The following is a 24,204-nucleotide window of genomic DNA, read 5'->3' as shown; positions in this document are numbered from 1 at the left end:
GAAGGGCAGCACAGATACAATGGCGACCTCGACGACGACCGGTGACGGTACCGGCCTGGTGGAGATGGCATGGGACCCGATCACCCGGATCGTGGGCAGCCTCGGCATCCACACGAAGATCGACTTCAAGCAGAAGCGGGTCGCCGAGTGCTACAGCACCTCGTCGGTCTTCCGCGGCTACAGCCTCTTCATGCGGGGCAAGGACCCGCGCGACGCGCACTTCATCACCAGCCGCATCTGCGGCATCTGCGGTGACAACCACGCCACCTGCTCGGTGTACGCGCAGAACATGGCGTACGGCGTGAAGCCGCCCCATCTCGGCGAGTGGATCATCAACTGTGGTGAGTCCGCGGAGTTCATGTTCGACCACAACATCTTCCAGGAGAACCTGGTGGGGGTCGACTACTGCGAGAAGATGGTCCGCGAGACCAACCCGGGTGTCCTCGAACTCGCCGAACGCACCGAGGCCCCGCACGCCGCCGACCACGGCTACCGCACCATCGCCGACATCATGCGCTCGCTCAACCCGCTGGAGGGCGAGTTCTACCGGGAGGCGCTCCAGGTCAGCCGGTACACCCGGGAGATGTTCTGTCTGATGGAGGGCCGCCATGTGCACCCCTCCACCCTGTACCCGGGCGGCGTCGGCACCATCGGCTCGGTGCAGCTCTTCACGGACTACATGACCCGCCTCATGCGCTACTGCGAGTTCATGAAGCGGGTCGTGCCGCTCCACGACGACCTGTTCGACTTCTTCTACGAGGCCCTGCCCGGCTACGAGGAGGTCGGTCGCCGGCGCGTACTGCTGGGCTGCTGGGGCGCGTTCAACGACCCCGAGTACTGCGACTTCACCTACGCCAACATGACCGACTGGGGACGGCGCATGCTCGTCACCCCCGGTGTGATCGTGGACGGCAAGCTGGTCACCAACGACCTCACCGAGATCAACCTCGGCATCCGCATCCTGCTGGGCAGCTCCTACTACGAGGACTGGGAGGGCCAGGAGCAGTTCGTCACCCATGACCCGCTCGGCAACCCGGTCGACCCGCGTCATCCGTGGAACCAGCACACGATCCCCGCACCGCAGAAACGGAACTTCGACGACAAGTACAGCTGGGTGATGTCACCGCGCTGGTACGACGGCGAGGACCACTTGCCGCTCGACACCGGCGGTGGCCCCCTCGCCCGCCTGTGGTCCACCGCGCTGTCCGGGCTCGTGGACATCGGGTACGTCAAGGCGACCGGGCACAGCGTCGTCATCAACCTGCCGCGCACGCTCACCAAGCCCGAGACCACCTTCGAGTGGAGGATCCCGCAGTGGTCCAACGCGCTGGAACGCAACCGCGCCCGCACCTACTTCCAGGCGTACGCCGCGGCCGTGGCCCTGCACAGCGCGGAGAAGGGCCTCGAGGAGGTGCGCGCCGGACGTACCCAGACGTGGGAGAGGTTCGAGGTGCCGGACGAGTCCATCGGCGTGGGTTTCACCGAGGCGGTGCGCGGTGTCCTCTCACACCACATGGTCATCCGGGACGGCAAGATCGCCAACTACCACCCGTACCCGCCGACCCCGTGGAACGCCTCGACCCGCGACACCTACGGCACTCCGGGCCCCTACGAGGACGCGGTGCAGAACACGCCGATCTTCGAGGAGAACTCCCCGGAGAACTTCAAGGGCATCGACATCATGCGCGCCGTGCGCAGCTTCGACCCGTGTCTGCCGTGCGGCGTCCACATGTACGTCGGCGACGGCCGGACGGTGAAGTCGATGCACGTCCCCACCGGACTGAGCGGACTGGCCGGATGAGCCGCACGGACGCGTGTCCGGACGCGGAGACGGCGGGGCGGGTGGTGGAGGAGGTCCTCGACCGGCTCGCCTCCACCGGCGACCGCGCGGCCTGCGAGGCCGCCGAGGAACTCGTGCGCGGGCTCATGGAGTTCTACGGCGCCGGGTTCGCGCGGGCCATGGAACTGCTCGGCCGGAACCCGGAACGACCCGCCCACCAGGCCGTGGACGCCCTGCTCCGTGACGAACTCGTGGCGAGCCTGCTGGTGTTGCACGGACTGCATCCCGACGACGCGCCGACCCGGATCGGCAGGGCCCTCGGCGCTCTCCCGCACGCCGTGAAGAATGCCGGATTCGACCCGGCCACGGGCGAGTTGCGACTGCGGCTGACCGACTCGGGCGGCTGCGGCTGCGGTGGTTCCCGGGACGCCGTCGAGCAGGCGGCCCGGGACGCTCTCGCGTGTGCCGCGCCGGAGGTGACGGCGGTGACGCTGGAGCCGGACCCTGCGCCCGAGCCGGTGCTGCTCCAGATCGGCGCCGGACCGCCCGGCGCGTCCCCGTCCGGGCCGAGCGGCCGTCCACCGGCCACCACGGCGCCGTGAGCGCCTCTCCGCCCGGACCGGACACGCGGCGGCGCCGGGGCCTGTTCCGGTTCACCGGGCCACGACAGCCCCGCGAGGAACGCTGCGAGCTGTGCTCCGCCGCGCTGCCGGACCCCGGTCACCGGCACCTCGTCGACACCGAGAACCGGTCCCTGGCCTGCGCCTGCGACCCCTGCGCCCAGTTGCTGGACCGGCCCGGCACCTCCGAGAGCCGGTTCCGCACGGTTCCCGGCCGTTACCTGAGCGACCCGGGGCATGCTCTGGACGAGGGTGCCTGGGAGCGGCTGCGCATCCCCGTGGGCGTCGCCTTCTTCTTCCACAACTCCGCGCTCGACCGGCCGGTCGCTCTCTATCCGAGCCCCGCCGGGGCCACCGAGAGTGAACTGGAGCCCGAGGCCTGGCAGTCCGTCCTGGACGCCTCCGTCCTGGCCGGGCTCCTCGAAGCCGACGTGGAGGCGCTGCTGCTGCGCCGTCACCAGGGGCAGGTGGAGTGTCATCTGGTGCCGATCGACATCTGCTACGAACTGGTGGGCCGCATGCGGCTGCGGTGGCAGGGCTTCGACGGGGGCGCCGAGGCGCGTGCCGACCTCGAGGAGTTCTTCGGCCATGTGCGCGAACGGGCCCGTGTTCCCCGGGGGAGCGCGTCGTGACCGAATTCGGCTTCACGTGCACGGGGGTGCGCGCGGACCCGCACGCCGTGGGTCCGACGCTGGTCTTCCGTCTGCGGGTCACCGCCTCTCCCGGAACCCGGGTGCACGCGCTGGCGCTGCGCTGCCAGATCCGGATCGAGCCCGCACGCCGGGGCTACGACGACACCGAGGCCGCCGCCCTGGCCGATCTGTTCGGTGAGCGGTCCCGGTGGGGCAGCAGCCTCAACCCGCTGGAGTTCGCCCAGGTCCCGGTGATGGTCCAGGGGTTCGCCGGGGAGACGGAGACCAATGTGGTGGTGCCCTGCACCTACGACATGGACATCGCCTCCTCCCGCTACTTCCACGCCCTCGCGGACGGTGAGGTGCCGCTGCGCCTGCTGTTCTCCGGTACCGCCTTCACCGGAACCGGCGGCTTCCGGGTCGAGCCCGTTCCCTGGGACCGGGAGGCCGTGTTCCGGATGCCGGTGAAGACCTGGCGGGAGATGGTCGACCAGCACTTCCCGGGCTCGGGCTGGGTCAGGCTGCCCAGGGACACGATGGACGCGCTGCTCGCGTACAGGTCGCGGCAGGCCCTGCCCTCCTGGCAGGCGGCCGTCGAGGGACTGCTGGAAGCGGCGGGTGAGAGGACACCATGACCACGACGACGTTCACCCCGGCGGCCGAGGCGCGGCTGGCCGTGGCACGCCAGGTCGCCGACGCCGTGCTGTTCGAGGGCTACGTGCTCTACCCGTACCGTGCGTCGGCCGCCAAGAACCGGCTGCGCTGGCAGTTCGGGGTGCTGGTGCCCCCGTCCTGGACGGCGGCGGCCGCGGAGCACGATTTCCAGCACACCGAGCTGCTGATGGAGCCCCGCCGGGGTGCCGTCCTCTCGGTCGAGGTGCGCTTCCTGCACGCCCAGCGGCGCACGGTCCAGCGGGCCCTGCCGGACGGCCGTTTCGAGACCGTGGGCGAACTCCGCCTGGAGGACCGGGTGGTGGTCCCGTGGGACGAGGGCCGGGAGGAACGCGTCCGTGTCACCGTTCCCGTCGGGGACCTGGCGGGCGCGGGCATTGTGATCCCCTTCGACCGGCAGGCGGGCGAGGAGAGCGAACCGGTCACCGACGCGAACGGGGCGGTCGTGGGACGCCTCGTGCGGCGCCGTGAGGTGGTCGGCGGCGCCCTGCGGCTGTCGGCCGGCCCGCTGGACGGCCCGTACGCGGCCCAGCGGCTGCGTGTGGTCGTCGAGAACACCGGCGAGTGGCTGCCCGACGAGGGCGCCGGACGTGACGCGGCGCTGTCCCGCTCCCTGGTCGCCACTCACACACTGCTGCATCTGGACGCCGGGTACTTCCTGTCGCTGACGGATCCCCCGGAGTGGGCCAGGGGCGCGGCGGCGGCCTGCCGCAACCTGCACACCTGGCCCGTGCAGGCCGGTGAACCCGGCTCCCGCGACCTGGTGCTCTCCTCCCCGATCATCCTGGAGGACCACCCGGCCATCGCCCCGGAGAGCCCGGGCGCCCTGTACGACGCCACGGAGATCGACGAGATCCTCGCCCTGCGCACCGCGGCCCTCACCGACGAGGAGAAGCGCGAGGCCAGGGGTACGGACGATCGCGCGGCGGCGGTGATCGACCTCACCGAGTCGATGTCGGCGGAAGTGCTGGAGCGGCTGCACGGCGCGGTGCGCGGCCTGCGCGAGGTCACCGCTCCCACCCTGCGCACACCGGTGTTCGCCGACGCGGACGGCGGTATCGCCCGGCCGGACGTCCCCTGGTGGGATCCGGGCGCGGATGCCTCGGTGGACCCGGCTCACGACCACGTACAGGTCGACGGGCGGGAGGTGCGGGCGGGCAGCCGTGTCGTACTGCGCCCCCGGCTGCGGCACACCGACGCCCAGGACCTGTTCCTCGACGGGCGGTGCGCCGTGGTCGAGGCGGTTCTGCACGATGTCGACGGGGGCGTGCACATCGCGGTCACCGTCGAGGACGATCCGGGCGCCGACATCCGCCGCGAACAGGGCCGGTATCTGTACTTCCAGCCCGACGAGATCGACGTGGAGACGCCTTGACCAGCGGAAGCGCACATCCACGCATCCTGGTCGCCGGGGTCGGCAACATCTTCCTCGGCGACGACGGCTTCGGTGTCGAAGCCGCCCGGGTTCTGGCCGGCGGGCCGCTGCCGGAGGGCGTCGAGGTCGCCGACATCGGCATCCGCGGTATCCATCTGGCCTACCGGCTCCTCGACGGCTACGACACCCTGATCGTGCTCGACGCGACAGCGCGGGGCGGAGAGCCGGGAACCCTGTACGTGATCGACGCCGCGGATTCCGCCGGCCGGCAGGCACCGGAGGGTGTCGCCCCGGACGGCCACCACATGTCACCCGACACGGTGCTCGCGCTGCTCGACACCCTGTGCGCGGGCACCGGCGCGGTGCCACCGCGGCGCACGCTGGTGGTGGGGTGCGAGCCGGGCACCGTCGAGGAGGGCATCGGCCTCAGCCCGCACGTCGCCGCCGCGGTGCCCGAGGCCGTGCGCCTGGTCGTCGGGCTGGTCGGCGAGGAAGCCGGTGTCCGATCCGAGTACGCCCCCCTTCCACCCCTTCGGAGAGCACCATGAGCAAACGTCTCATCGGCGGTGTCGCAGCCGTCGTCACCGCGACCGCACTGGCGGCGATCACCGCGAGCCTCTGGCCGGACGTGCGTCGTTACCTCCGCATCCGCAGGATGTGACACCCGCCGAACGAGCTACGGTCCCGGCGCGCCGGGCCGCCGGCCGCGCCGGCCGTGCCTCTAATGGGCAGCGGTCCCCCACCCCCGGCGCAGGACGGAGCGGCGATGCACGAGATGTCCGTCGCCCTGTCGGTCGTGGACCAGATCGAGCAGGCGGCACGATCTGGGGGTGCGCACGGAGTGCGCCGTGTCGACGTCGAGATCGGCGAGCTGGCCGGAGTGGTCCCCGACGCGCTCGCCTTCTGCTTCGGGCTCGCCTGCGCCGGGACACGGCTGGAGGGTGCCGAGCTGGTCACCCGGTCCGTTCCGGGGCGGGCCTCCTGTGCCCCGTGCGGGCGCAGCTGGGACACGGGGATGCCGCCGGACATGATCTGCGCCGCCTGCCGCGCCGGCGCCACCGAACTGCTCTCGGGCCGCGAACTGAGGATCACCGAGGTGCACTGGTCCGCGGCTCCCACCCCAGCCGGTCTCGCACCGGCATCGCCATCAGAGGAGAGCTGACGATGTGCCGCACAGTCGACCTCCGGCAGGCCGTGCTCGCCAAGAACACGATGGCGGCACGCATCCTGCGTACCGAACTCACCGCCCGGGGCACGACGGTCGTCAACCTCCTGTCCAGCCCCGGCAGCGGCAAGACGGCCCTGCTGGAGCGCGAGCTGCTGCTGGCCCGGGAGCGCGGCATCAGGACCGCTGCCCTCACCGCTGACCTCGCCACCGAGAACGACGCCACCCGGCTGGCCCGTTCGGGCGTACCGGTCAAGCAGGTGCTCACCGACGGTCTGTGCCACCTGGAGGCGGACATGCTCGCCGGGCATCTGCACGACTGGCTGCCCGACGCCACCCGGCTGCTCTTCGTGGAGAACGTGGGCAACCTCGTGTGCCCCGCCTCCTACGACCTGGGCGAGTCCCTGCGGGTCGTCCTGGCGTCCGTCACCGAGGGCGAGGACAAGCCGCTCAAGTACCCCACCGCGTTCGGGCTGGCTCAGCTGGTGATCGTCACCAAGTCCGACCTGGCCGGTCCGGCCGCCTTCGACGAGGACGCCTTCCGCGCCCATGTGGAGCGGGTCAACCCGGGCGTCGGTGTGGTGCTCACCTCCGTACGGACCGGCGAGGGCGCCGGGGTCCTGGTGGACCGGGCGCTCGCGGCGGCCGACGGGGAGACAGTCCACGCGCCGGTGATGGCGCGGGCCCGGACGTGAGCACCGCTCCCGGAGTCCGCCCCGCACCCACGCCGGAGACCGGCCCCGTGCGGCGTGCCCGGGTCGTCGTACGGGGTGTCGTGCAGGGGGTGGGCTTCCGGCCGTTCGTGTACGGGCTCGCCACCGGCCTCCGGCTGGCGGGGCATGTGACGAACACCGGTGACGGCGTGGTGGTGGAGGTCGAGGGCGCGTCCCTCGCCGTCGACCACTTCTGTGCGCGGCTCGTGCCCGACGCGCCGCCGCTCGCGGTGGTGGAGTCGGTGGAGACGGCCGAGCTGCCGGTGACGGGGGCGAGCGGATTCGGCATCGTCGCGTCCCGGGCCGGCGGTCCCGTGCGCACGCTCGTGGCCCCCGACACCGCGACCTGCCGGGACTGTCTGAGGGAACTGCGCGACCCCGGCGACCGGCGCCACCGCCATCCCTTCATCACCTGTACGCACTGCGGGCCTCGCTTCACCATCATCACCGGACTGCCGTACGACCGTGAGCACACGACCATGGCGGGCTTCCCCCTGTGTCCCGACTGTGCCCGCGAGTACCACGACGCCCGCGACCGCCGCTTCCACGCGCAGCCCGTCGCCTGTCCCGCCTGTGGTCCACGGCTGCGGCTCGTCACCGGTCCCGGACACGGCAGCCGGTCGCCTGCCGCCGGCGGCGATCCCATCGGTGCGGCGGCCTCGCTGCTCGCCGCGGGCGCGGTGCTCGCCGTGAAGGGCATCGGCGGCTACCACCTCGCCTGTGACGCCACCCGTCCGGAGGCGGTGGACGAACTGCGCCGCCGCAAGGCCCGCGGGGACAAGCCGTTCGCACTCATGGCCCCGGACGCGCGGGACGTCGAGCATCTGGTGCGCATGGGCCCGGTGGAGCGTGAACTGCTCACGGGGCCGGTGCGGCCCGTGGTCCTGATGCGGCGGCGCACCGGCGTCCGGCCGTCCCCGGGGTTGCCGGTTCCCGCCGCTTCCGTCGCGCCGGGCAGCCCCGACCTCGGGGTGATGCTGCCGTACTCGCCGGTCCACCATCTCCTCCTGGCGGCCGAGGGGGCGCCCCGGCTGCTGGTGATGACGAGCGGCAATGTGTCCGGGGAACCCATCGTGACGGACGACGAAGAGGCCCTGGAGCGGCTGGCCGGGCTGGCCGACGCATGGCTGACGCACGACCGCCCCGTCCATGTGCCGTGCGACGACTCGGTCGTCCGTGTCTGTGACGGTGATCCGCTGGTGCTGCGCCGCTCACGCGGCTACGCGCCGCTGCCGGTCACCCTGCCGGTTCCGGTGGTCCCGGCGCTCGCGGTCGGCGGTGACCTGAAGAACGTCTTCTGTCTCGGGCAGGGCGACAAGGCCTGGCTGTCCGCCCATGTCGGTGACATGGACGACGTCGCCACGCAGGGGTCGTTCGGCCGGGCCGAGCGGCACCTGGAGTCGGTGACCGGTGTGCGGCCGACGCTGCTGGCCGCCGACACACATCCGGGATACCGGTCGGGGTCGTGGGCTCGGCGGCACGCCGGGGGCCGCCCCGTCGTCCGGGTCCAGCACCACCACGCGCACATCGCCTCCGTCCTGGCCGAGCACGGCGTCGCGGCGGGCAGCCGGGTGATCGGGGTCGCCTTCGACGGCACCGGACACGGGGACGACGGTGCCGTGTGGGGCGGTGAGTTCCTCCTCGCGGACTACGACGGATTCCACCGGTTCGCGCATCTGCCCTACGTGCCGCTGCCCGGTGGTGACGCGGCGGTGCGACGGCCCTACCGGATGGCGCTGGCGCATCTGCACGCCGCGGGCATCGCCGCCGGACCGGACCTGCCCTGCGCCGCAGCCTGCCCGCCGGAGGAACTCGACGTGCTGCGCACCCAGTTGGCGCGGGGGCTGAACTGCGTGCCGACCTCCAGCATGGGCCGGCTCTTCGACGCGGTCTCCTCCCTTGCGGGGGTGTGCCACCACGCGGGCTACGAGGCGCAGGCCGCGATCGAACTGGAAGCGGCGGCGGTGTCGGCCGGTGACGGCGGACCCCACGACCCGCGCTACGCGTTCCGTCTCACGGAAGGCCCGGGCCCGTTGACCGCCGCCCCTGGACCCCTGCTGACCGCCGTGGTGGAGGACGTACGGCGTCAGGTGCCCACGGCGGTGATCGCCGCACGATTTCATCGGGCCGTCGCCCGGCTGGTGCGGGACGTGTGCCTGACCGCCCGGCAGGCTGCCGGCCTGCGCACGGTGGCCCTGACCGGTGGCGTCTTCTCCAACACGCTGCTCTCTTCGGCCTGCGCCCGCGAGCTGCGCACGGCCGGTTTCACCGTACTGCGCCATCAAGGCGTCCCGCCGAACGACGGCGGGCTGGCACTCGGGCAGCTGATCGTGGCCGCCCGGAAGGGAGCCACGGCCCGATGACGGGCGCCGGCGCCTTCGCGTGAGACGTAGTGAGGAGATCCGCATGTGTCTGGCAGTACCCGGCAGAGTGCTGGGCGTCGAGGAACGGGACGGTACCCGTATGGCCACCGTCGATTTCGGCGGGGTGGTGAAGGAGGTGTGCCTGGAGTACCTGCCCGACCTGCGGGTCGGTGAGTACGCCATCGTCCATGTCGGCTTCGCCCTGCAGCGGCTGGACGAGGAGTCGGCCCGGCGGACCCTGGAGCTGTTCGAGAACCTCGGCATGCTCCAGGAGGAGTTCGGCGACCCATGGGAACAGGCCGCGCAGGCAGGCGGCGACGACCTCGCGCGGGAGGTACGGCGGTGAAGTACATCGATGAGTTCCAGGACCCCGCGCTTGCGGCACGCCTGCTCGACGACATCAGGGCCTCGGTGACCCGGCCGTGGGCGCTGATGGAGGTGTGCGGCGGCCAGACGCACAGCATCATCCGGCATGGAATCGATCAACTGTTGCCCGACGAGGTGGAGTTGATTCACGGACCGGGTTGTCCGGTCTGTGTCACGCCGCTGGAGGTGATCGACAAGGCGCTGGCGATCGCGTCACGGCCCGAGGTCATCTTCTGCTCCTTCGGCGACATGCTCCGGGTCCCGGGCACCGGGCGCGACCTGTTCCAGGTCCGCGGGGAGGGCGGCGACGTCCGCGTGGTGTACTCACCGCTCGACGCGCTGCGGATCGCGCAGGACAACCCGGACCGGGAGGTGGTGTTCTTCGGCATCGGTTTCGAGACCACGGCACCGCCCAACGCGATGACGGTGCATCAGGCCCGCAGGCTCGGCGTCCGCAACTTCAGTCTGCTGGTCTCGCACGTCCGGGTGCCTCCCGCGATCGAGGCGATCATGCAGTCACCGGACTGCCGGGTCCAGGGTTTCCTGGCGGCCGGGCACGTGTGCAGCGTGATGGGAACGCAGGAGTACCCGGCGCTCGCCGAGCGGTTCCGGGTGCCCATCGTGGTGACCGGGTTCGAGCCGCTGGACATCCTGGAAGGCGTACGGCGGACCGTGCGGCAGCTGGAGCGGGGTGAGCACACCGTCGACAACGCCTATCCGCGCGCCGTACGGGACGAGGGCAACCCCGCCGCGCGGGCGATGCTGGACGATGTCTTCGAGGTCGCCGACCGCGCATGGCGCGGTATCGGGGTGATTCCGGACAGCGGCTGGCGGCTGTCGGCGCGCTACCGGGACTACGACGCCGAACACCGTTTCCAGGTGGGGGACATCGCCACGCTGGAACCGGAGGAGTGCCGCAGTGGAGAGGTGCTTCAGGGGCTGCTGAAGCCGCACGAGTGCGAGGCCTTCGGGACGACCTGCACTCCGCGCAACCCGCTGGGGGCCACCATGGTGTCCAGTGAGGGTGCCTGCGCCGCCTACTACCTGTACCGGCGGCTGGACCTGCCGACGACGGACAGGGCCGTCACGGACCGGGAGGCGAGCTCCGTTGTCTGACACCACCGCAGCTCCCGACCTGCTCTCCTGGAGCTGTCCGGCGCCCCTGCGTGACCGGCCACGCGTGGTGATGGGCCACGGCGGGGGCGGCGCCCTGTCCGCCGAGCTCGTCGAGCAGGTCGTTCTTCCAGGGCTCGGCGGGACGGCTCCTGCCGCGCTGACCGACTCCGCCGTGGTCGAGCTCGGCGGTGCCCGGCTCGCGTTCTCCACCGACTCCTTCGTGGTCCGGCCGCTGTTCTTCCCCGGCGGCAGCATCGGCGACCTGGCGGTCAACGGCACGGTGAACGACCTCGCGATGAGCGGGGCCCGCGCGGCGTACCTCTCGTGTGGGCTGATCCTTGAAGAGGGCGTCGAGATCGATACCGTCGGCCGGGTCGCCGAGGCGCTCGGTGCCGCGGCCCGTGCTGCCGGGGTGCGGGTGGTGACGGGTGACACCAAGGTCGTGGAGGCCGGGCACGGTGACGGCGTGTACATCAACACGTCCGGCATCGGTGTGATCCCCGCCGGCGTCGACCTGCGTCCCGAGCGGGTGGTTCCCGGTGATGCCGTCCTGGTGAGCGGTGCCATCGGTGTGCACGGTGTGGCCATCATGAGCAGACGGGAGAACCTGCGGTTCGAGGTCGAGATCGAGAGCGACTGCGCGCCGCTCGGCGGACTCGTCGAGGCGATGCTGTCGGTCACGCCGGATCTGCATGTGCTGCGCGACCCGACCCGTGGCGGTCTGGCCGCCTCGCTGAACGAGATCGCCGCGGCCTCGGGGTGCGGGGTCGTCGTCCGGGAACGAGCCGTCCCGGTGCCGGCTCCGGTGGCCAGTGCCTGCGCCATGCTGGGGCTCGACCCGATGTACGTGGCCAACGAGGGCAAGCTCGTCGCCTTCGTGCCCCGGGAGCACGCCGACGCGGTCCTGGCCGCGATGCGGGCGCACCCTCTGGGCTCCGGCGCCGCCGTCATCGGTGAGGTGGTCACGGAGCATCCGGGGATGGTCGTCGCACGGACCGGGCTCGGGGGCACCCGGGTGGTGGATCTGCCGATGGGCGAGCAGCTCCCGCGCATCTGCTGACCTCGCCGACGGCGGGGCGCCGGGCCGGGCAGCGTGGAAGACACGGACAGCGACTGCTGAGTGAGGTAACCATGCAATCCACTGAACCGGCACCGCGGGTGGTCGTCGGTGTGGACGGATCACCCCCATCGTACGAGGCACTGCGCTGGGCCGTGCGGTATGCCCGCGCGGTCGGCGCGGTGGTGGAGGCCGTCCACGCGTGGGAGACTCCGTCGTCCGCCGGATGGGCGGGCCCCGCGATCGAACCGGCTTTCGACGCGGAGCAGGCACGACGGAGCTTCTCGGAGGCACTGAACACCGCGTTCCCCGGTGAGCGGCCCGACGGGCTGCGGGAGCGACTGGTCGAGGGCGACCCCTCGGAGGTGCTGATCCGCGCCTCGGAGGGGGCGGAGCTGCTGGTGTTGGGCCACCGAGGACGGGGCGGCTTCGCCCGGGCGATGCTGGGGTCGGTCAGTCAGCGCTGTGCCCAGCACGCCTCCTGCCCGGTCGTAGTGGTCCGCCTCCGTAAGGACTCGGACAGCTGACGCTGACGCGGGGGGTCCACCCGGGCGGCCGGGTGGACCCCCCGCGTCAGCGGTCCAGGATGCCGGCCACTTCCCGGCGTACCGCCTCTCGCGCCGGCGCGGGCAGCGCTCCCAGGCCGGTGCGATCGAGGGCCCGGAGCGTCCGGCCGGATCCGGCGTGGCAGTCAGTGGTCCCGCTGATCACGTCGTAGCCGTCCCGGACGGCGACGGAGAGGTGGTGCCGGCCGTCCTGACCGCGATGCACGGCGGTGGCGACGACGAGCGGCGGCGGGCCGCCCGCTTCGCCGGGCGCCTTGTAGTAGCCGCTCGTCACGGGGTCGTCCCAGCGGAGGTGGAGCAGCAGGTGACGCTTGGCCACCACTTCGCCCAGGTCGGTCTCGTACGTACTGTTCCCATCCAGGACGGTCGCCCGCGCGTTGAGGACCAGGGCCGCGGGAAGCAGACAACGCAGCGTGCTGCCGACGATATTGCCGCCGACGGTGGCCGTCCGGCGGACGGCGCCGGTCCCCACGGTGGCGGCGGCCCGGCGCAGCACTTCCGGCACCCGGTCGTCCACCTGGTGCAGCAGGACGGCCGCGCCCAGGGCCTGACTGCCTATCAGGTTCGCCTCGGACAGTTCGCGCAGGGACATCGCCTGCTCGGGAAAGCCGTCGCGCTGCCAGAGGGCCCACACGAGCGTGGCGCCGCCGACGGGAACCGCCCCTTCGGCCAGGTACTGCTGTGCTTCGGACAGGGACGTGGGCAGACGCAACAGCACGGCGATCGACCTGCTTTCCTCAACCGGGGTGGGGAAACACGGCACTTCGCGGGGTGATCAGGGGCACTGCATTGTCGGTACGGCCCCGGGGGCGCGTACAGGGCTCACGGGTTCGCCGTGTGCGCCCATCGGGGCGGGGCCTTGCGCCCGATCGGGTGCGTGCTCCATGGTTGACGCGCGTCACATGGCTCGGTCACTCAGCCGAACCCCACGTCGCGAAACGGAGATCTCATGTTCAGACGCGCTGTACGCCTTTTTCTCGCATTTGTCATGCTCATGGCCGGATTGGCCGTGGGTGCCGTCGCCACCGCGGGCACCGCGCACGCCGACGGGTGCTACAGCTGGACCCGCACCCTGTCCCAGGGCGCCTCGGGCGCCGATGTCAGCCAGCTCCAGATCCGGCTGGGCGGCTATCCGGGGTACGGATCCGTGCTGGCTGTCGACGGCAGCTTCGGGCCGGCCACGGCGGCCGCGCTCAAGCGTTTCCAGTCGGCCTACGGCCTGGCCGCCGACGGTGTGGCGGGCCCCAACACCTACAGCAAGCTCTACGCCCTCCAGGACGACGACTGCACGCCCATCCACTTCACCTACGCCGAACTGAACCAGTGCAACTCGACCTGGTCGGGCGGTGCGGTCGGCGCGGCGACGGCCAAGTCCAACGCACTGCGGACGATGTGGAAGCTGGAGGCCCTGCGGCACGCACTGGGTGACCAGCCGATCCGGGTCACCAGCGGCTTCCGCTCCTACGCCTGCAACAACGCCGTGGGCGGGGCAAGCAACAGTCGCCACCTGTACGGCGACGGGGCCGACCTCGGTGCCGGACCGCACTCCCTGTGCACCCTGGCCAAGCAGGCCCGCAACCACGGCTTCCGCGGCATCCTCGGACCCGGCTATCCGGGGCACAACGACCACACCCACGTCGACCACCGCGGCAGCCGCTACTGGTCCGCGCCGACCTGCGGCATCTGAACGGGCGACAGCCGCCGAGCAGGGTTCCCCGGCCCCACTCCGGGGAACCCCCGGCGCGCGAGCGTGCGGTGCGCCTCCCGGTCACAGCAGCCGCCGGATCTCACCCCGCACCCGGTAGAAGCCACCGGCCGCCGGGTGCAGCGCGTCCACGACATAGCGTGCGCCGGGGACCCGTATTGCCCGCGGGAACTGCACGTTCCACGACTCGTCGTAGCCGCCGGACACCACATGGACGCGCAGGCGCCCGTCATGCTGGACGCACTCCACGACCACGGCGCCGGACGGCGCCTGCGCGACGGTGGCCACCGCGGTCGCGGTCGTGGCCGGCGTGTACGTGGGCAGGGCGGCGGCGAGCTTGACGTCCCGCACGACCGGCACGCTGCCCTGCTGCGCCGCGGAGACCGCCGCCTCGCTCGCGTCCACGCACACCAGCGAACCGTCCGTGGTCACCAGGTACAGCCGCTCGTCCCGGTACTGCATCGACAGCGCCGATCCGCCGCCGGTGCCGAGCTTCCACAGCCGCGTGCCGTCCCGGTCGAAGCAGTAGACGGACGACGCCGCGTCCCCGGCGAAGACGAACCGTCCGCCCGGCGCGGTGGCGCACGAGTACACGGAGCTGTCGCAGGCGTAGGTGGCCTCGACGGCACCGGTCGCCTTCGACAGCCGCTGCACCACCCGGTGCGCCGTCCCCGCATAGACGGTGTCGTCCTCCTGCCAGCCGAACAGCACACCGCCGTGGGTGGGCGTGTGCCACAACTCGCCGCTGCCGTCGGGCGCGTAGGCCGTGACGCCCCGGTGGTGGCCGTGGTAGACGGCCCGGTCGTCGGCGCGGACCATCCACGCGTGGTCACCCTGGCTGCGGCGGGACCACTGGTGCTCGTCCTCGTGGTCGATGACGGTGAGCCGGCCCTCGCGGTCCGAGACGTCGAGAACGCCCTCGTGGATGTCCAGCCAGAAGATGTCGACGTCAGCCGCGATGTCGTAGGCGGCGAACGGCAGTTTCGACGACAGATCGTAGACCCGGCCGTCGTCACAGCCCGCATAGATCCAGAAGTCGTCGGCCACCAGGCACTTCACGCCGTCCGGCAGACTGAAACGGGCCAGTACGCCACCCTCGTGGTCCAGGGTGAAGACGTCTCCTGACTGGTTGCCGACCCAGCAGCGGTCGTCGTCGACATGGATACCGAACGCCGAGGAGCCCGTCCCGAACCGCCACAGCACGGGAGCCACGGCACGCGCGGTGGACGGCGCCGAGACCACCTGGCGCCGGGTCACCGCGCGCGGGGCCCGCTGACCGGGCACCGCCGGCGCATAGCCCTTGCGGACCTTCTCCCCCACCTTCTTCGCCGCGGCGGCCCGCGCCTTCGCCGCCGAGGCGAACGTCGTCGTCTGGGTCTGCCCTGCCGCACCGATCCGGCCGTACCGCACCGTCACCAGCTGGCCGTCGACCGACACTTCGTAGAACTTGTGCGCGCCACCGCCCTCCTGCGACAGCTCCAGATACGTCGTCGACTCCATGGAACCGGCAGACATGGCACACCCCTCCCCGGACGGGCCCGCTTCCGCTCCGGCGGGCCCACTGATCAAACCGTAGGGGGTGCCACTGACAACGGGGCGGCCGTCAGACGCCGAACTCCTGCGGCGAGAGACCGAGCACCCCGCAGGCCTCGCGGATGGCGTACTGCTCGGAGGGCTCGAAGCTGCCGTCGGCACCGGCGACGACCATGCCGGTCTGGACGACCGCCCGCGCCTCGACCGGCTTCTTGGCCGCCTTGGCGATGTCCTCCAGCGCCCGCGCCTTGCCCTGCTCGAAGTTCGCCGTGAGCCGGTCCACGTGCTCGTTGAACCGCTTGCGGAGCTGGTCCGGCGGGAAATTCTGCAGCACCTCGTTGGAGACGATCAGTTCCTCCACCCGCTGCCGCTCCACCGGGTCGACCCGGCCGTCGGCCGCCGCGACCAGCGCGCACATCGCCATGCTCGCGTCCCGGTAGGCGCCGCTCTTCAGCTCCGTCTTGGCCGAGGCCAGCTGGGACTTGAACAGTCCCATGAGCTTGGCCTTGGAGCCGCCGCCGGAGGAGGACGAGCCGTGCCCCTGCTGCCGGGCGCCTCCCGTCTGCGCGCCCTGGGACTGCTGGAGCGTCCTGGCCTGGTCCTTGAGCCGGTCCCACATCGCCATTCGGTGCCACCTCGGGTTGTCGCTGTCCGCCCGGTCCTGGTTGTCAGCCCGGGTCTGCACGGTCCGTCCGGTCAAACGGACGTGACCTCGGCCATGTTCCCGCACCGCAAAAGAAAGGCAAAAACCCGTAGAGGCATGTCGGGAGTTCCGGTTCCGTCATCCATGCACGATCGCCCCCCCATGCACGAGGCCAACAGCCCTCGGTCCGGCCGCGGAAGGCGGTTCGGCGGCACCGGCGCCGGCTACGGCCTCCCGTGCTGCCGCCCGGGCACGGCCCAAGCGAACACCGCGGTAGGCGCGAGTGCCGCCCCGGGCCCTGGGGGCGGGGCGGCGGTCGTTCACATCGGGTACCGGCTCCGGCTCAGCCCACCGTCCACTTCTGGTTCGCGCCGCCCGAGCAGGTCCAGATCTGCAGCCGGGTGCCGTTGGCGGACGTGTTGCCGGTCACGTCCAGGCACTTGTCCGCCTGCGGGTTGACGATGTCGCGCGCCGCGGTGACGACCCACTTCTGCGCCGCGGTGCCGTTGCAGTCCCACAGCTGGACGGGCGTGCCGTCCGCCGTGCCTCCCGAAGCGACGTCCAGACACTTGCCGAGCGCCCGGATCGTACCGTCGCCGCCCACCGACCACCGCTGGGCGGAGGTGCCGTTGCAGTCGTAGAGCTGCACGGGGGTGCCGTTGGCCGTGCCGGCCCCCGCGACATCGGCACACTTGCCGGCCAGACCGCGGATCGCGCCGCCGGCCGGCGAGTCGCCCGTCGTCACCGACACGTGGTCCACCAGGAGTTGCTGCGGGAAGACGGTGGAACCGTCCGGGTCACCGGGCCAGTAGCCGCCCACCGCCAGATTGAGGATCAGGAAGTACGGCTTGTTGAACACCCACTGTTTTCCACCCAGGTCGGCGGGGGTGCGCCGCTGGTAGACGTTTCCGTCGACGGACCAGGTGATCGAATCCGGTGCCCAGTCGACGGCGAAGGTGTGGAAGGTGTCCGCGAAGGCCTGGCCGCCGGGCAGGGTGTAGCCGGCGCCGATGCCACCGGAACCGTAGTAACCGGGGCCGTGGATCGTGCCATGCACCGTGGAGGGCTCGAAGCCGACGTTCTCCATGATGTCGATCTCACCGGAGTCCGGCCAGTTGACCGGCGTGCCCAGCATCCAGAAGGCGGGCCACATGCCCTGACCGCGCGGAATCTTCATCCGCGCCTCGACGTGCCCGTACTGGGCGGTGAACCTGCCCGCGGTGTTGAGGCGTGCCGAGGTGTACTGACAGGTGCCGTACCAGCACTGGTAGTTGGCCGGGTTCTCCTTGCGGGCCGTGATGACCAGATGGCCCTCGCCGTCCAGGGCGGCGTTCTTGTTGCCGGACGTGTAGTACTGCCGCTCGTGGTTGTTGACGTTGTCGCCGGTCTCCATCTGCCACTTCGAGGAGTCGACGGCCGCGCCGGCGGGCCCGTCGAAGGTGTCGGAGAACGTCACGGCCGCCGCGGCGGTGACGTCCGCCGGTTCGGCCCGTGCGGTCGTCCCGACCGCCCCGGAGGCGGCCAGCACGGCGGACATGGCGGCGATCAGCCATCTGCGGCGGGTGCGCGGAGAGAACATGGCTCTCCCTTCCGTACGGCGGCCCGTGGGACGGGGCGCCGACCGAGGTTGTGGGGGTTGAATGCGCAACGGCTTGATTCAAGAGGTGAGATAAGCGGCCGTCAATACCTTGGTCCGGACCAGGATTCGACGTCGCGCCGTCCGGGCCCTGGGGCAGGCCGGTGATTCACGCCGTTGTGCCCCACGAGGTCCGGTGTGCGCAGGCCGGGTCATGTTCGGTGGCGCAGGACGTCCACCAGCGCTCGCAGCACGCGGCCTCCACCTCGGCCTGCGCGAGCGCCGCGACCGCCACGTCGCGCCACGCCGCCCGGCGGCCCTCCCGTTCACGGAGGACGGCGACGGCGCGCCGTTCGTCGGCGATGACCGTCTCGCGGACCACGCCCACGGCGGGGGTGAGGGCGGCGACGGCCATGGCGAGGGTGGTCCAGACGGGGACGTTGCCCCAGGTACGTACCGTGCAGAAGGAGAGCCAGAGGGCGACGGCGACGTACATGACGGTGAGAGTGCGGCTGCCCCTGCTCATGGCTCGTGCTCCTTCTCACTCCGGCAGATGGACTTCTGATGCCCCGGATGCGCGCGGGCATGACTCATCGACGGAGAACACCAGCGAGTCCCCACCGGATGACCTCGAGTGGGCGCCAGCCGCCGTGCGGCGAACGTGCCGGGTGGACGACGCCCGCACCACCCAAGAGCCGGCCCATCAGACGGTGCCCGGCCGGCGAGGTGTTCTCCCTCGCCCGTGTCCCCGTCCGCGCGAGAGGGCTGCCGGGACGCCGCGTTCGTCGACGAGGGGGACACCACCGGCATACCGGCGACCGCCGGTGCTGGAGCCCGCGGTCACGATGACCCCGTGCTCGTCGGCGAGCTTGGCCAGCGCTTGGCCGACGCCGAGGAGGACGACGCGGGCCACCTTCCAGCGCCTGCCGGGTGGTCGGGTGCGGGCGGCCTGTCCGGCGGCCGTGGCCTGGGCCGGGACGAAGCGTGCAGCCGACACGGTACGCGCGAAGCGATGAGCGCCCAGAGGGTCAGACCGCCTTTCGGGGGCGGGTGGTGCCGAGGCGGTCCCAGAGGCCGACCAGATGCGCGTGCAGGACTTCCTCGGCTTCCTCTGCGGTCAAGTGGCCCATGAGTACATGGGTGGTGAGGCCGTCGGCGAGGGCGAGCAGAGTGCGAGCCTCGTGCTGCGGGTCGGGCGGCGGAGCACCTTCGTCGGCCGAGCCACTCTCGGCGGCCTCCGTGATGAGGCGGACGACGAGGTTCTGCAGGGCCGCGTAGCTGGTTCTCAGCGGGCCGGCGAGCGGCTCGTTGACAGCGGCCTGAGCGACGAACGCGAGCCAGATCCGTGCTTCGGCGCGGTGCTCTTCGCGGAGCAGGGCGATCTCGGTGGTCGCGTGGCCCAGGGCGGTGGCGGCCGACTGGGCCGGGCTTGCGGCCAGGCGGGTCCTCACCCGTTCGGTGATGCGGTCGCCGACGTGGTCGACGGCGAAGAGGAGCATCTCCCCCTTGCTGCGGAAGCAGCGCTGAACGGCCCCCAGGGAGACCTGCGCACGGGCGGCGACGTCGCGCATGCTCACCCCCTGCGGCCCGTGTTCGTCGGCGAGGAGGCAGACGGCCTCGGCGATCGCGCGGCGCCGGCTTTCGTAGTCCACCTGTCTGGGCATGTTCGCTCAGCCTCCTTATTCCAATACGATCGTATCGCTTCCGCGCTAGGGTTCGGACCCAAGCACTTCGGCATGGGGACGGGAAGCACGATGATCAGGAAGAACGCCCTGTGGGCAAGGACGGCCGCCGCCCAGGCGGAGGCGGTCCGAGGCGGAGAGATATCGGCGGTCGAACTGGTAGACAGCCACCTGGAACGCATCGCCGAGGTCAACCCACAGGTCAACGCGGTCACGCAGCTGTTGGCTGAGCGAGCCCGCGAGACCGCGGCACACACGGACCGGCGGCGAGCAGCGGGCGAAGACCTCGGGCCGCTGGCAGGCGTGCCATTCACGGTGAAAGAGACCACAGCTGTCGAAGGCGTGCCGACCACACTCGGAACGGCACGCTTCCGTGACTTGGTGGCTCCGGCCGACGCGCCCCCTGTGGCCCGGCTCCGCGCGGCGGGAGCCATACCGATCGGCCACAGCAACATGCCCACCCTGGTCCTGGCCGGGATGCACACCCGCAGCGAGTTGTTCGGCGACACCGCCAACCCGTGGAACCGGAGCCGGACCCCGGGCGGCAGCAGCGGCGGTGACGGAGTGGCCGTCGCCACCGGCATGGCCGCACTCGGACTCGGCAACGATTCCGGCGGATCAGTACGGATCCCCGCCTCGTTCTGCGGCGTGACGGGGCTGAAGCCGACCACCGGGCGGTTCCCCGCCGACCACCGCGTCCTCGGCCCGGACGACCCGGGACCAGCCTCGCAGATGCTCGTCACCGACGGCCCCCTGGCCCGTACGGTCGCCGACCTCCGGCTGGCATACGAGGCGCTGGCCGGGACCGACCCGCGGGACCCGCGGGCCGTACCCGTGCCCCTCTACGGCGAACCGCTGCCAGGACCGGTCAGGGTCGCGCTTGTCGCCGACCCCGGCGGCCACGGCGTCCACCCCACGGTCCGCGGGGCCGTCACAGCGGCAGCGGACGCGTTGCGCGACGCAGGCAACGACGTACGGGAGGTGGCGGACGTTCCGCGGCTGGACGAGGCACTCGAGGCATACGGCCGGATCACCGTGACCGAATTCGCGCCGACCTGGCCAGTGGTGCGGAAACTGCTCGGCGAAGGCGGAGACCGCTACATCAGGATGGCCATGGAGAAGACTCCGCCCGCGAACGCCGCAGAGCTCACGAAGCTCATGGGGACCTGGCTCGGCATCCGCCGCTCCTGGGCAGAGTTCCTCGACGCGTACCCGCTGCTGCTCGGACCGGTTTTCACCGAGCCGCCCGTCGAGCCGGGACTGGAGTCACGCGATGAAGCGGGACGGGAACGGGTCACGGAGGGCATGCGCCTGTGCACCGTGACCAGCTTCGTGGGCGTACCCGCGGTCGCCGTACCGACCGGAGTCGGCGACGGACTGCCAACCGGCGTACAGATCGTCGGGCGCGCGTTCCGGGAAGACCTGTGCCTGGCCGCCGCCCAGGAGATCGAGGACCGCCTCGGCGTGCTCACGCCGGTCGACCCCCGCCCCGAAGCCCCGGCTGCCGCGCGGTAGGCGGAGATAGGACAGCGGGCAGAGAGACGGCCAGGGTCGACGAGCCGCGCGGAGGAGGCAGCATCCGTGCCGCGCCACCATGGGCCCCTCCCCGGTCGAAGTGTCGGCGGACAACGGCGAGTACGTCACCCGTCCGGCCTGGCTGAATCCCGTTCGCCCCGTTCTTCGTCGAGGCGCTCGCAGTCCCCTCGCCCTCGGCCCGGCCGCCGCCGGCGGCTGCGACAGCCCCGTCGCCCTGTGCTCGGAACTGCTGCGCCGCCCCTGGCGGGGCAACACCCGCAGGATCGCCCACGGTCCCGGCGGTCGGTTCCACGACACCGACCGGGACGGCGGCGCCTTCCTCCACCGGGTCACCGACGGCGCCTCCCGGTTCGTGTCCCGCGCGGAGGACGTCGGCCGCCGGGCATGACGGGTTACGAGACCAGAGGTCGAAGGGGTGCGCTACATTTTGCACGCCCTTGACCGCGATCATTCAGATCTCTCACGCTACGGAGCCGGCACACCCCATGAGCGACATCGTCAACGGACTCGGCCGGGCCACCGCCTACGGCGCACTCGGACTGGTCCTGCTGGTCCTCGGTATCATCCTGGTCGACGTGCTGACGCCCGGAAAGCTCGGCCGGCAGATCTGGCAGGAGCGCAACCGCAACGCCTCCCTCGTGCTCAGCTCCTCGTTGCTCGGCATCGGCGGAATCGTGTTCACGTCGATCTGGACGACGTACGAGGACTTCGGCAAGGGACTGGTGTCGACCGCGGCGTTCGGCGTGCTGGGCCTGGTGATGATGGCCCTGGCGTTCCTGGTGGTGGATCTCATCACGCCGGGGCGCCTGGGCGCCACGCTGGTGGAGCCCGAACCCCACCCGGCGGTCTGGGTGACGGCGTCCTGCAACATCGCGGTGTCCGCCATCGTCTCGGCGTCCATCGCCTGACATGCCGTCACCGGGCGCGCCGTGGCCGGTGTGCCGGTTCCGGTGTGCCGGTTCCGGTGTGCCGGGCTGTCGGCCTCCAGCGGGAACGTCCGGAGGCTCCACCGCAGCGGCGTCCGCCACTCCGACCGGACGCCCCGTGCGTGGCGTCGCGTACGTCGGGGTCGCACCTGATGTCGCCGTCCGCGCCCGCTTCGCAGACCATGACCGGGCACGGTGGCCGAGTGGGGGACTGGACCGGGACGGTGCTCCCCGAGTCGGGTGAGTACGTGATCCCGGACGGGCTCGGCCTGCTCCGGACCGGCCGCTCCACCGGTCAGGGCGTGGACCGGGAACCGAATGTCCGGATGCGGCACCGCTGAACCGCGCCGCCGATCCCTCACGCCACCCGGAACCGCTCCCGCGCCGCGCCGCGCACCGGCTCGGGCCGGGCGCGTACGGCTGTCGGCTCGGTGCGAGCGGCGGTCTGGGCGCGGGCGGCCGGGCGGACCCGGTACGTCGTCCGGTTGGGGTCCACGACGGGCTCGCCCAGGGTGATCCGCCCTGCCGCGTGCAGTTCGTCGCAGTCGGCGGTGGGCAGGGCGGCGTAGCAACCTCCCGTGCCGGTGGTGGAGTCGAGGGGGCGCCAGTAGCTGTATCTGCGGCGGCCGTTCGCGTGCACCGTGACGTACGTGGGGGTGCGGGGGTCGGCGATGATCCGCAGCGCGTCGGCGGCGGCATCCGACGGACGGCCCACCGGCACCGGGCCGGAATCCGCCCGGGAGTGCCGGCGGCGCACCGTGGGCAGGGCGACGAGGGAATTCTCGCGGTGGACGGTGGAGAGCATCAGCAGGACCTTTCCGGAGCCGGACACGAGACCGTCTACCCAGCACCGCGCCGGAGTTGATCTCCTTTTCCGATCATTGTGCAACCTCACACTGACAACGGGGGAAGGGTTCACCCCGTTCCCGCGTCGGCGTGTCGCCGTACGGCGGCCGGCCACCCCCATTCCGGCGTGTCACTCCCCGGCCGTCAGCCGCCCGGCCCCGGATCCGGGCGCACCGCCACGTCGACACCGGCCCGCGCCGCTTCCAGCTGGGCCGCGAACGCGATTCCGAGGAAGAGGGCGACGGCGGTCAGGTTCGCCCAGAGCAACAGGGCGATGAAGGCGGTCAGCGGCCCGTACAGGGCGCCGAACGCCCCGCTGCCCTCGACGTACAGCGCGAGCAGCCAGGTGGCCGCGACCCACAGCAGAAGGTGAACGGCCGAGCCGAAGGCCAGCCAGGTGTAACCCGGCTGGGTACGCCGGGGCGACCAGCGAAAGAGCACCGCGGAGGCGACCCATGCCAGCAGCAGCCCCACCGGTACATCCAGCGCCCCCCACCACCCGGTGCCACTCCCCCGCCCTCCGGCCACCTCCGCCACCGCACGGCTCACCGCGTCACCGGCCACGAGCACGACGAATCCGAGCACCATCGGCACGCCCGCGGCGAGCGCGAGGAGGACGGCTCTGCCGTACTTCCGGGGGAAGGGGCGGTCGCGTTCGATGCCGTAGATGCGGTTGGCGCCCCGCTCGACCTGGCCCATGGCGGAGGCGAGGTTCAGCACGGCGAAGCCCAGGCCGAGCCACAGGGCCAGGGTGCTCCCCAGGTCCTCGTGGGCGGTGCTCCGGGTCCCCTCGAAGGCGTCCTCGACGACATCAGCACTGGCGCCGGGCACGATCCGGGCGAGGGTGAGTTCGATGACGCGGCCGACGCTCTCGGTGTGCGCCGAGGTCGCGAGACCCACCAGCGCCACGGTGAACGGCACCAGGCCGAGGACCACTTGGAAGGCGAGCGCCCTGGCGTTGGTGAAGCCGTCCGCGTAACGGAAGCGGGAGAAGGAGTCGGTCAGCAGCCGCAGGCTCCCGTAGTGCCGCAGCGCGGCGAAGGCCTCGTCTCCGGAGAGTGCGTCCCCGATCATGTCCCGGGTCTGCGGAACACGGACGACGGTTCCCATGCGCGGCCCCTCCTCGCCTCGAGTGGTTTGCTCCACTCACTGATCGCCCTTTTCCCTGCCGTCACACCTCTCTGCTGGAGCACGGCGAGAACGCGCTCGGCGTCACCCTCGGGCGCGGGTTCTACGGCTTGACTTCTCCCCCTCGTGAACGAGGGGGATTCTCACGGCTCGCGTCGTGAGGGTTTCTGCTTCAGCGCCGACTGCCCGCCCGGAGTACTCCGT

28 protein-coding genes are annotated in these 24,204 nt (G+C 71.6%); 19 read left to right on the top strand and 9 right to left on the bottom strand.

The window, feature by feature from the left end; translation table 11 throughout:
* The first annotated feature begins 19 nt into the window (after positions 1–19).
* The 14 genes from ACZ5C2_RS34520 to ACZ5C2_RS34455 all read left to right on the top strand — a co-directional run bounded on the left by ACZ5C2_RS34520 (position 20) and on the right by ACZ5C2_RS34455 (position 12,386).
* Positions 20–1,801 (top strand): nickel-dependent hydrogenase large subunit, encoded by a 1,782-nt coding sequence (locus ACZ5C2_RS34520; protein ID WP_468800137.1) that lies wholly within the window; start codon positions 20–22, stop codon positions 1,799–1,801.
* Entirely contained in the window at positions 1,798–2,382 is a 585-nt protein-coding gene (locus ACZ5C2_RS34515) for a hypothetical protein (RefSeq protein ID WP_468800135.1), read from the top strand. Before ACZ5C2_RS34520 ends, ACZ5C2_RS34515 begins: the two co-directional genes overlap by 4 nt.
* Positions 2,379–3,032 (top strand): DUF5947 family protein, encoded by a 654-nt coding sequence (locus ACZ5C2_RS34510; protein WP_468800133.1) that lies wholly within the window; start codon positions 2,379–2,381, stop codon positions 3,030–3,032. The genes ACZ5C2_RS34515 and ACZ5C2_RS34510 overlap by 4 nt, the downstream gene beginning before the upstream one ends.
* Positions 3,029–3,667: a DUF6084 family protein gene (locus ACZ5C2_RS34505; RefSeq protein ID WP_468800131.1), complete on the top strand. Its 639-nt coding sequence runs from the start codon at positions 3,029–3,031 to the stop codon at positions 3,665–3,667. Before ACZ5C2_RS34510 ends, ACZ5C2_RS34505 begins: the two co-directional genes overlap by 4 nt.
* Positions 3,664–5,079, top strand: coding sequence for a hypothetical protein (locus tag ACZ5C2_RS34500; RefSeq protein ID WP_468800130.1), 1,416 nt, complete (start codon positions 3,664–3,666; stop codon positions 5,077–5,079). The genes ACZ5C2_RS34505 and ACZ5C2_RS34500 overlap by 4 nt, the downstream gene beginning before the upstream one ends.
* Positions 5,076–5,627: a hydrogenase maturation protease gene (locus ACZ5C2_RS34495; protein WP_468800128.1), complete on the top strand. Its 552-nt coding sequence runs from the start codon at positions 5,076–5,078 to the stop codon at positions 5,625–5,627. The genes ACZ5C2_RS34500 and ACZ5C2_RS34495 overlap by 4 nt, the downstream gene beginning before the upstream one ends.
* Positions 5,624–5,740, top strand: a complete 117-nt coding sequence (locus ACZ5C2_RS34490; protein WP_468800126.1) for a DUF6893 family small protein — start codon at positions 5,624–5,626, stop codon at positions 5,738–5,740. Before ACZ5C2_RS34495 ends, ACZ5C2_RS34490 begins: the two co-directional genes overlap by 4 nt.
* A gap of 105 nt (positions 5,741–5,845) precedes the next feature.
* A complete protein-coding gene (locus tag ACZ5C2_RS34485) occupies positions 5,846–6,241 on the top strand; it encodes a hydrogenase maturation nickel metallochaperone HypA/HybF (protein WP_468800124.1) in 396 nt (131 codons plus the stop codon).
* Between the two features lie 2 nt (positions 6,242–6,243).
* Positions 6,244–6,939 carry a hydrogenase nickel incorporation protein HypB gene (hypB, locus tag ACZ5C2_RS34480; RefSeq protein ID WP_468800122.1) on the top strand — a complete coding sequence of 232 codons (696 nt, stop codon included), beginning with the start codon at positions 6,244–6,246 and terminating at the stop codon, positions 6,937–6,939.
* Positions 6,936–9,320, top strand: coding sequence for a carbamoyltransferase HypF (hypF, locus tag ACZ5C2_RS34475; RefSeq protein WP_468800119.1), 2,385 nt, complete (start codon positions 6,936–6,938; stop codon positions 9,318–9,320). Before hypB ends, hypF begins: the two co-directional genes overlap by 4 nt.
* 43 nt (positions 9,321–9,363) lie before the next feature.
* Positions 9,364–9,666: a HypC/HybG/HupF family hydrogenase formation chaperone gene (locus tag ACZ5C2_RS34470; protein ID WP_468800117.1), complete on the top strand. Its 303-nt coding sequence runs from the start codon at positions 9,364–9,366 to the stop codon at positions 9,664–9,666.
* Positions 9,663–10,802, top strand: a complete 1,140-nt coding sequence (hypD, locus tag ACZ5C2_RS34465; protein ID WP_468800115.1) for a hydrogenase formation protein HypD — start codon at positions 9,663–9,665, stop codon at positions 10,800–10,802. The genes ACZ5C2_RS34470 and hypD overlap by 4 nt, the downstream gene beginning before the upstream one ends.
* Positions 10,795–11,862, top strand: coding sequence for a hydrogenase expression/formation protein HypE (gene hypE / locus ACZ5C2_RS34460; RefSeq protein ID WP_468800113.1), 1,068 nt, complete (start codon positions 10,795–10,797; stop codon positions 11,860–11,862). The genes hypD and hypE overlap by 8 nt, the downstream gene beginning before the upstream one ends.
* Before the next feature lie 71 nt (positions 11,863–11,933).
* Complete coding sequence (locus ACZ5C2_RS34455) at positions 11,934–12,386, top strand: universal stress protein (RefSeq protein ID WP_468800111.1); 453 nt, start codon at positions 11,934–11,936, stop codon at positions 12,384–12,386.
* A 46-nt stretch (positions 12,387–12,432) separates the two neighbouring features.
* Here the strand turns inward: ACZ5C2_RS34455 and ACZ5C2_RS34450 are convergent, their stop codons facing one another.
* Positions 12,433–13,143 (bottom strand): FAD binding domain-containing protein, encoded by a 711-nt coding sequence (locus ACZ5C2_RS34450; RefSeq protein WP_468800109.1) that lies wholly within the window; start codon positions 13,141–13,143, stop codon positions 12,433–12,435.
* 231 nt (positions 13,144–13,374) lie between these two features.
* Between ACZ5C2_RS34450 and ACZ5C2_RS34445 the strand changes: the two genes are divergently transcribed.
* On the top strand, positions 13,375–14,112 hold the full coding sequence (locus tag ACZ5C2_RS34445) for a D-Ala-D-Ala carboxypeptidase family metallohydrolase (protein WP_468800107.1): 738 nt from the start codon (positions 13,375–13,377) through the stop codon (positions 14,110–14,112).
* A gap of 81 nt (positions 14,113–14,193) precedes the next feature.
* Here ACZ5C2_RS34445 and ACZ5C2_RS34440 read toward each other — a convergent pair whose 3' ends face one another.
* The 6 genes from ACZ5C2_RS34440 to ACZ5C2_RS34415 form a co-directional block, all read right to left on the bottom strand.
* Entirely contained in the window at positions 14,194–15,645 is a 1,452-nt protein-coding gene (locus ACZ5C2_RS34440; protein WP_468800105.1) for a WGR domain-containing protein, read from the bottom strand.
* An 88-nt stretch (positions 15,646–15,733) separates the two neighbouring features.
* On the bottom strand, positions 15,734–16,288 hold the full coding sequence (locus ACZ5C2_RS34435) for a tellurite resistance TerB family protein (protein WP_468800103.1): 555 nt from the start codon (positions 16,286–16,288) through the stop codon (positions 15,734–15,736).
* 361 nt (positions 16,289–16,649) lie between these two features.
* Entirely contained in the window at positions 16,650–17,885 is a 1,236-nt protein-coding gene (locus tag ACZ5C2_RS34430) for a ricin-type beta-trefoil lectin domain protein (protein ID WP_468800101.1), read from the bottom strand.
* 166 nt (positions 17,886–18,051) lie between these two features.
* Complete coding sequence (locus ACZ5C2_RS34425) at positions 18,052–18,408, bottom strand: hypothetical protein (RefSeq protein ID WP_468800099.1); 357 nt, start codon at positions 18,406–18,408, stop codon at positions 18,052–18,054.
* A 177-nt stretch (positions 18,409–18,585) separates the two neighbouring features.
* The gene (locus ACZ5C2_RS34420; protein WP_468800097.1) at positions 18,586–18,879 is read right to left on the bottom strand and encodes a hypothetical protein; all 294 of its coding nucleotides are present in this window, start codon (positions 18,877–18,879) and stop codon (positions 18,586–18,588) included.
* A gap of 31 nt (positions 18,880–18,910) precedes the next feature.
* A complete protein-coding gene (locus tag ACZ5C2_RS34415) occupies positions 18,911–19,546 on the bottom strand; it encodes a TetR/AcrR family transcriptional regulator (protein WP_468800094.1) in 636 nt (211 codons plus the stop codon).
* Positions 19,547–19,636: 90 nt separating this feature from the next.
* On the opposite strand from ACZ5C2_RS34415, the gene ACZ5C2_RS34410 reads away from it, so the two are divergent.
* From ACZ5C2_RS34410 to ACZ5C2_RS34395, 4 genes are all read left to right on the top strand, one after another.
* Complete coding sequence (locus tag ACZ5C2_RS34410) at positions 19,637–21,079, top strand: amidase (RefSeq protein ID WP_468800092.1); 1,443 nt, start codon at positions 19,637–19,639, stop codon at positions 21,077–21,079.
* A 79-nt stretch (positions 21,080–21,158) separates the two neighbouring features.
* Positions 21,159–21,488, top strand: coding sequence for a hypothetical protein (locus ACZ5C2_RS34405; RefSeq protein ID WP_468800090.1), 330 nt, complete (start codon positions 21,159–21,161; stop codon positions 21,486–21,488).
* Positions 21,489–21,585: 97 nt separating this feature from the next.
* Positions 21,586–22,008 carry a DUF350 domain-containing protein gene (locus tag ACZ5C2_RS34400; protein WP_468800088.1) on the top strand — a complete coding sequence of 141 codons (423 nt, stop codon included), beginning with the start codon at positions 21,586–21,588 and terminating at the stop codon, positions 22,006–22,008.
* A 221-nt stretch (positions 22,009–22,229) separates the two neighbouring features.
* Positions 22,230–22,367, top strand: a complete 138-nt coding sequence (locus ACZ5C2_RS34395; RefSeq protein ID WP_468800086.1) for a hypothetical protein — start codon at positions 22,230–22,232, stop codon at positions 22,365–22,367.
* Between the two features lie 17 nt (positions 22,368–22,384).
* Here the strand turns inward: ACZ5C2_RS34395 and ACZ5C2_RS34390 are convergent, their stop codons facing one another.
* Together ACZ5C2_RS34390 and ACZ5C2_RS34385 are read right to left on the bottom strand one after the other, a co-directional pair.
* Positions 22,385–22,858, bottom strand: coding sequence for a hypothetical protein (locus tag ACZ5C2_RS34390; RefSeq protein ID WP_468800084.1), 474 nt, complete (start codon positions 22,856–22,858; stop codon positions 22,385–22,387).
* A gap of 158 nt (positions 22,859–23,016) precedes the next feature.
* Positions 23,017–23,982: a YihY/virulence factor BrkB family protein gene (locus ACZ5C2_RS34385; RefSeq protein WP_468800082.1), complete on the bottom strand. Its 966-nt coding sequence runs from the start codon at positions 23,980–23,982 to the stop codon at positions 23,017–23,019.
* Positions 23,983–24,204 lie beyond the last annotated feature (222 nt).

It is taken from the genome of Streptomyces sp. NPDC031365 (assembly GCF_055569765.1).
The sequence above is the reverse complement of the archived record's forward strand: the minus strand, read 5'-3'. Positions and strand labels throughout refer to the sequence as shown.

Coding starts and splice junctions, on each gene's coding strand:
- ACZ5C2_RS34520 (WP_468800137.1), top strand. CDS start 20: ATGGCGACCTCGACGACGACCGGTGACGGTACCGGCCTGGTGGAGATG.
- ACZ5C2_RS34515 (WP_468800135.1), top strand. CDS start 1,798: ATGAGCCGCACGGACGCGTGTCCGGACGCGGAGACGGCGGGGCGGGTG.
- ACZ5C2_RS34500 (WP_468800130.1), top strand. CDS start 3,664: ATGACCACGACGACGTTCACCCCGGCGGCCGAGGCGCGGCTGGCCGTG.
- ACZ5C2_RS34490 (WP_468800126.1), top strand. CDS start 5,624: ATGAGCAAACGTCTCATCGGCGGTGTCGCAGCCGTCGTCACCGCGACC.
- ACZ5C2_RS34485 (WP_468800124.1), top strand. CDS start 5,846: ATGCACGAGATGTCCGTCGCCCTGTCGGTCGTGGACCAGATCGAGCAG.
- hypB (WP_468800122.1), top strand. CDS start 6,244: ATGTGCCGCACAGTCGACCTCCGGCAGGCCGTGCTCGCCAAGAACACG.
- ACZ5C2_RS34470 (WP_468800117.1), top strand. CDS start 9,364: ATGTGTCTGGCAGTACCCGGCAGAGTGCTGGGCGTCGAGGAACGGGAC.
- ACZ5C2_RS34455 (WP_468800111.1), top strand. CDS start 11,934: ATGCAATCCACTGAACCGGCACCGCGGGTGGTCGTCGGTGTGGACGGA.
- ACZ5C2_RS34445 (WP_468800107.1), top strand. CDS start 13,375: ATGTTCAGACGCGCTGTACGCCTTTTTCTCGCATTTGTCATGCTCATG.
- ACZ5C2_RS34440 (WP_468800105.1), bottom strand. CDS start 15,645: ATGTCTGCCGGTTCCATGGAGTCGACGACGTATCTGGAGCTGTCGCAG.
- ACZ5C2_RS34435 (WP_468800103.1), bottom strand. CDS start 16,288: ATGGCGATGTGGGACCGGCTCAAGGACCAGGCCAGGACGCTCCAGCAG.
- ACZ5C2_RS34430 (WP_468800101.1), bottom strand. CDS start 17,885: ATGTTCTCTCCGCGCACCCGCCGCAGATGGCTGATCGCCGCCATGTCC.
- ACZ5C2_RS34425 (WP_468800099.1), bottom strand. CDS start 18,408: ATGAGCAGGGGCAGCCGCACTCTCACCGTCATGTACGTCGCCGTCGCC.
- ACZ5C2_RS34415 (WP_468800094.1), bottom strand. CDS start 19,546: ATGCCCAGACAGGTGGACTACGAAAGCCGGCGCCGCGCGATCGCCGAG.
- ACZ5C2_RS34410 (WP_468800092.1), top strand. CDS start 19,637: ATGATCAGGAAGAACGCCCTGTGGGCAAGGACGGCCGCCGCCCAGGCG.
- ACZ5C2_RS34405 (WP_468800090.1), top strand. CDS start 21,159: ATGGGCCCCTCCCCGGTCGAAGTGTCGGCGGACAACGGCGAGTACGTC.
- ACZ5C2_RS34400 (WP_468800088.1), top strand. CDS start 21,586: ATGAGCGACATCGTCAACGGACTCGGCCGGGCCACCGCCTACGGCGCA.
- ACZ5C2_RS34385 (WP_468800082.1), bottom strand. CDS start 23,982: ATGGGAACCGTCGTCCGTGTTCCGCAGACCCGGGACATGATCGGGGAC.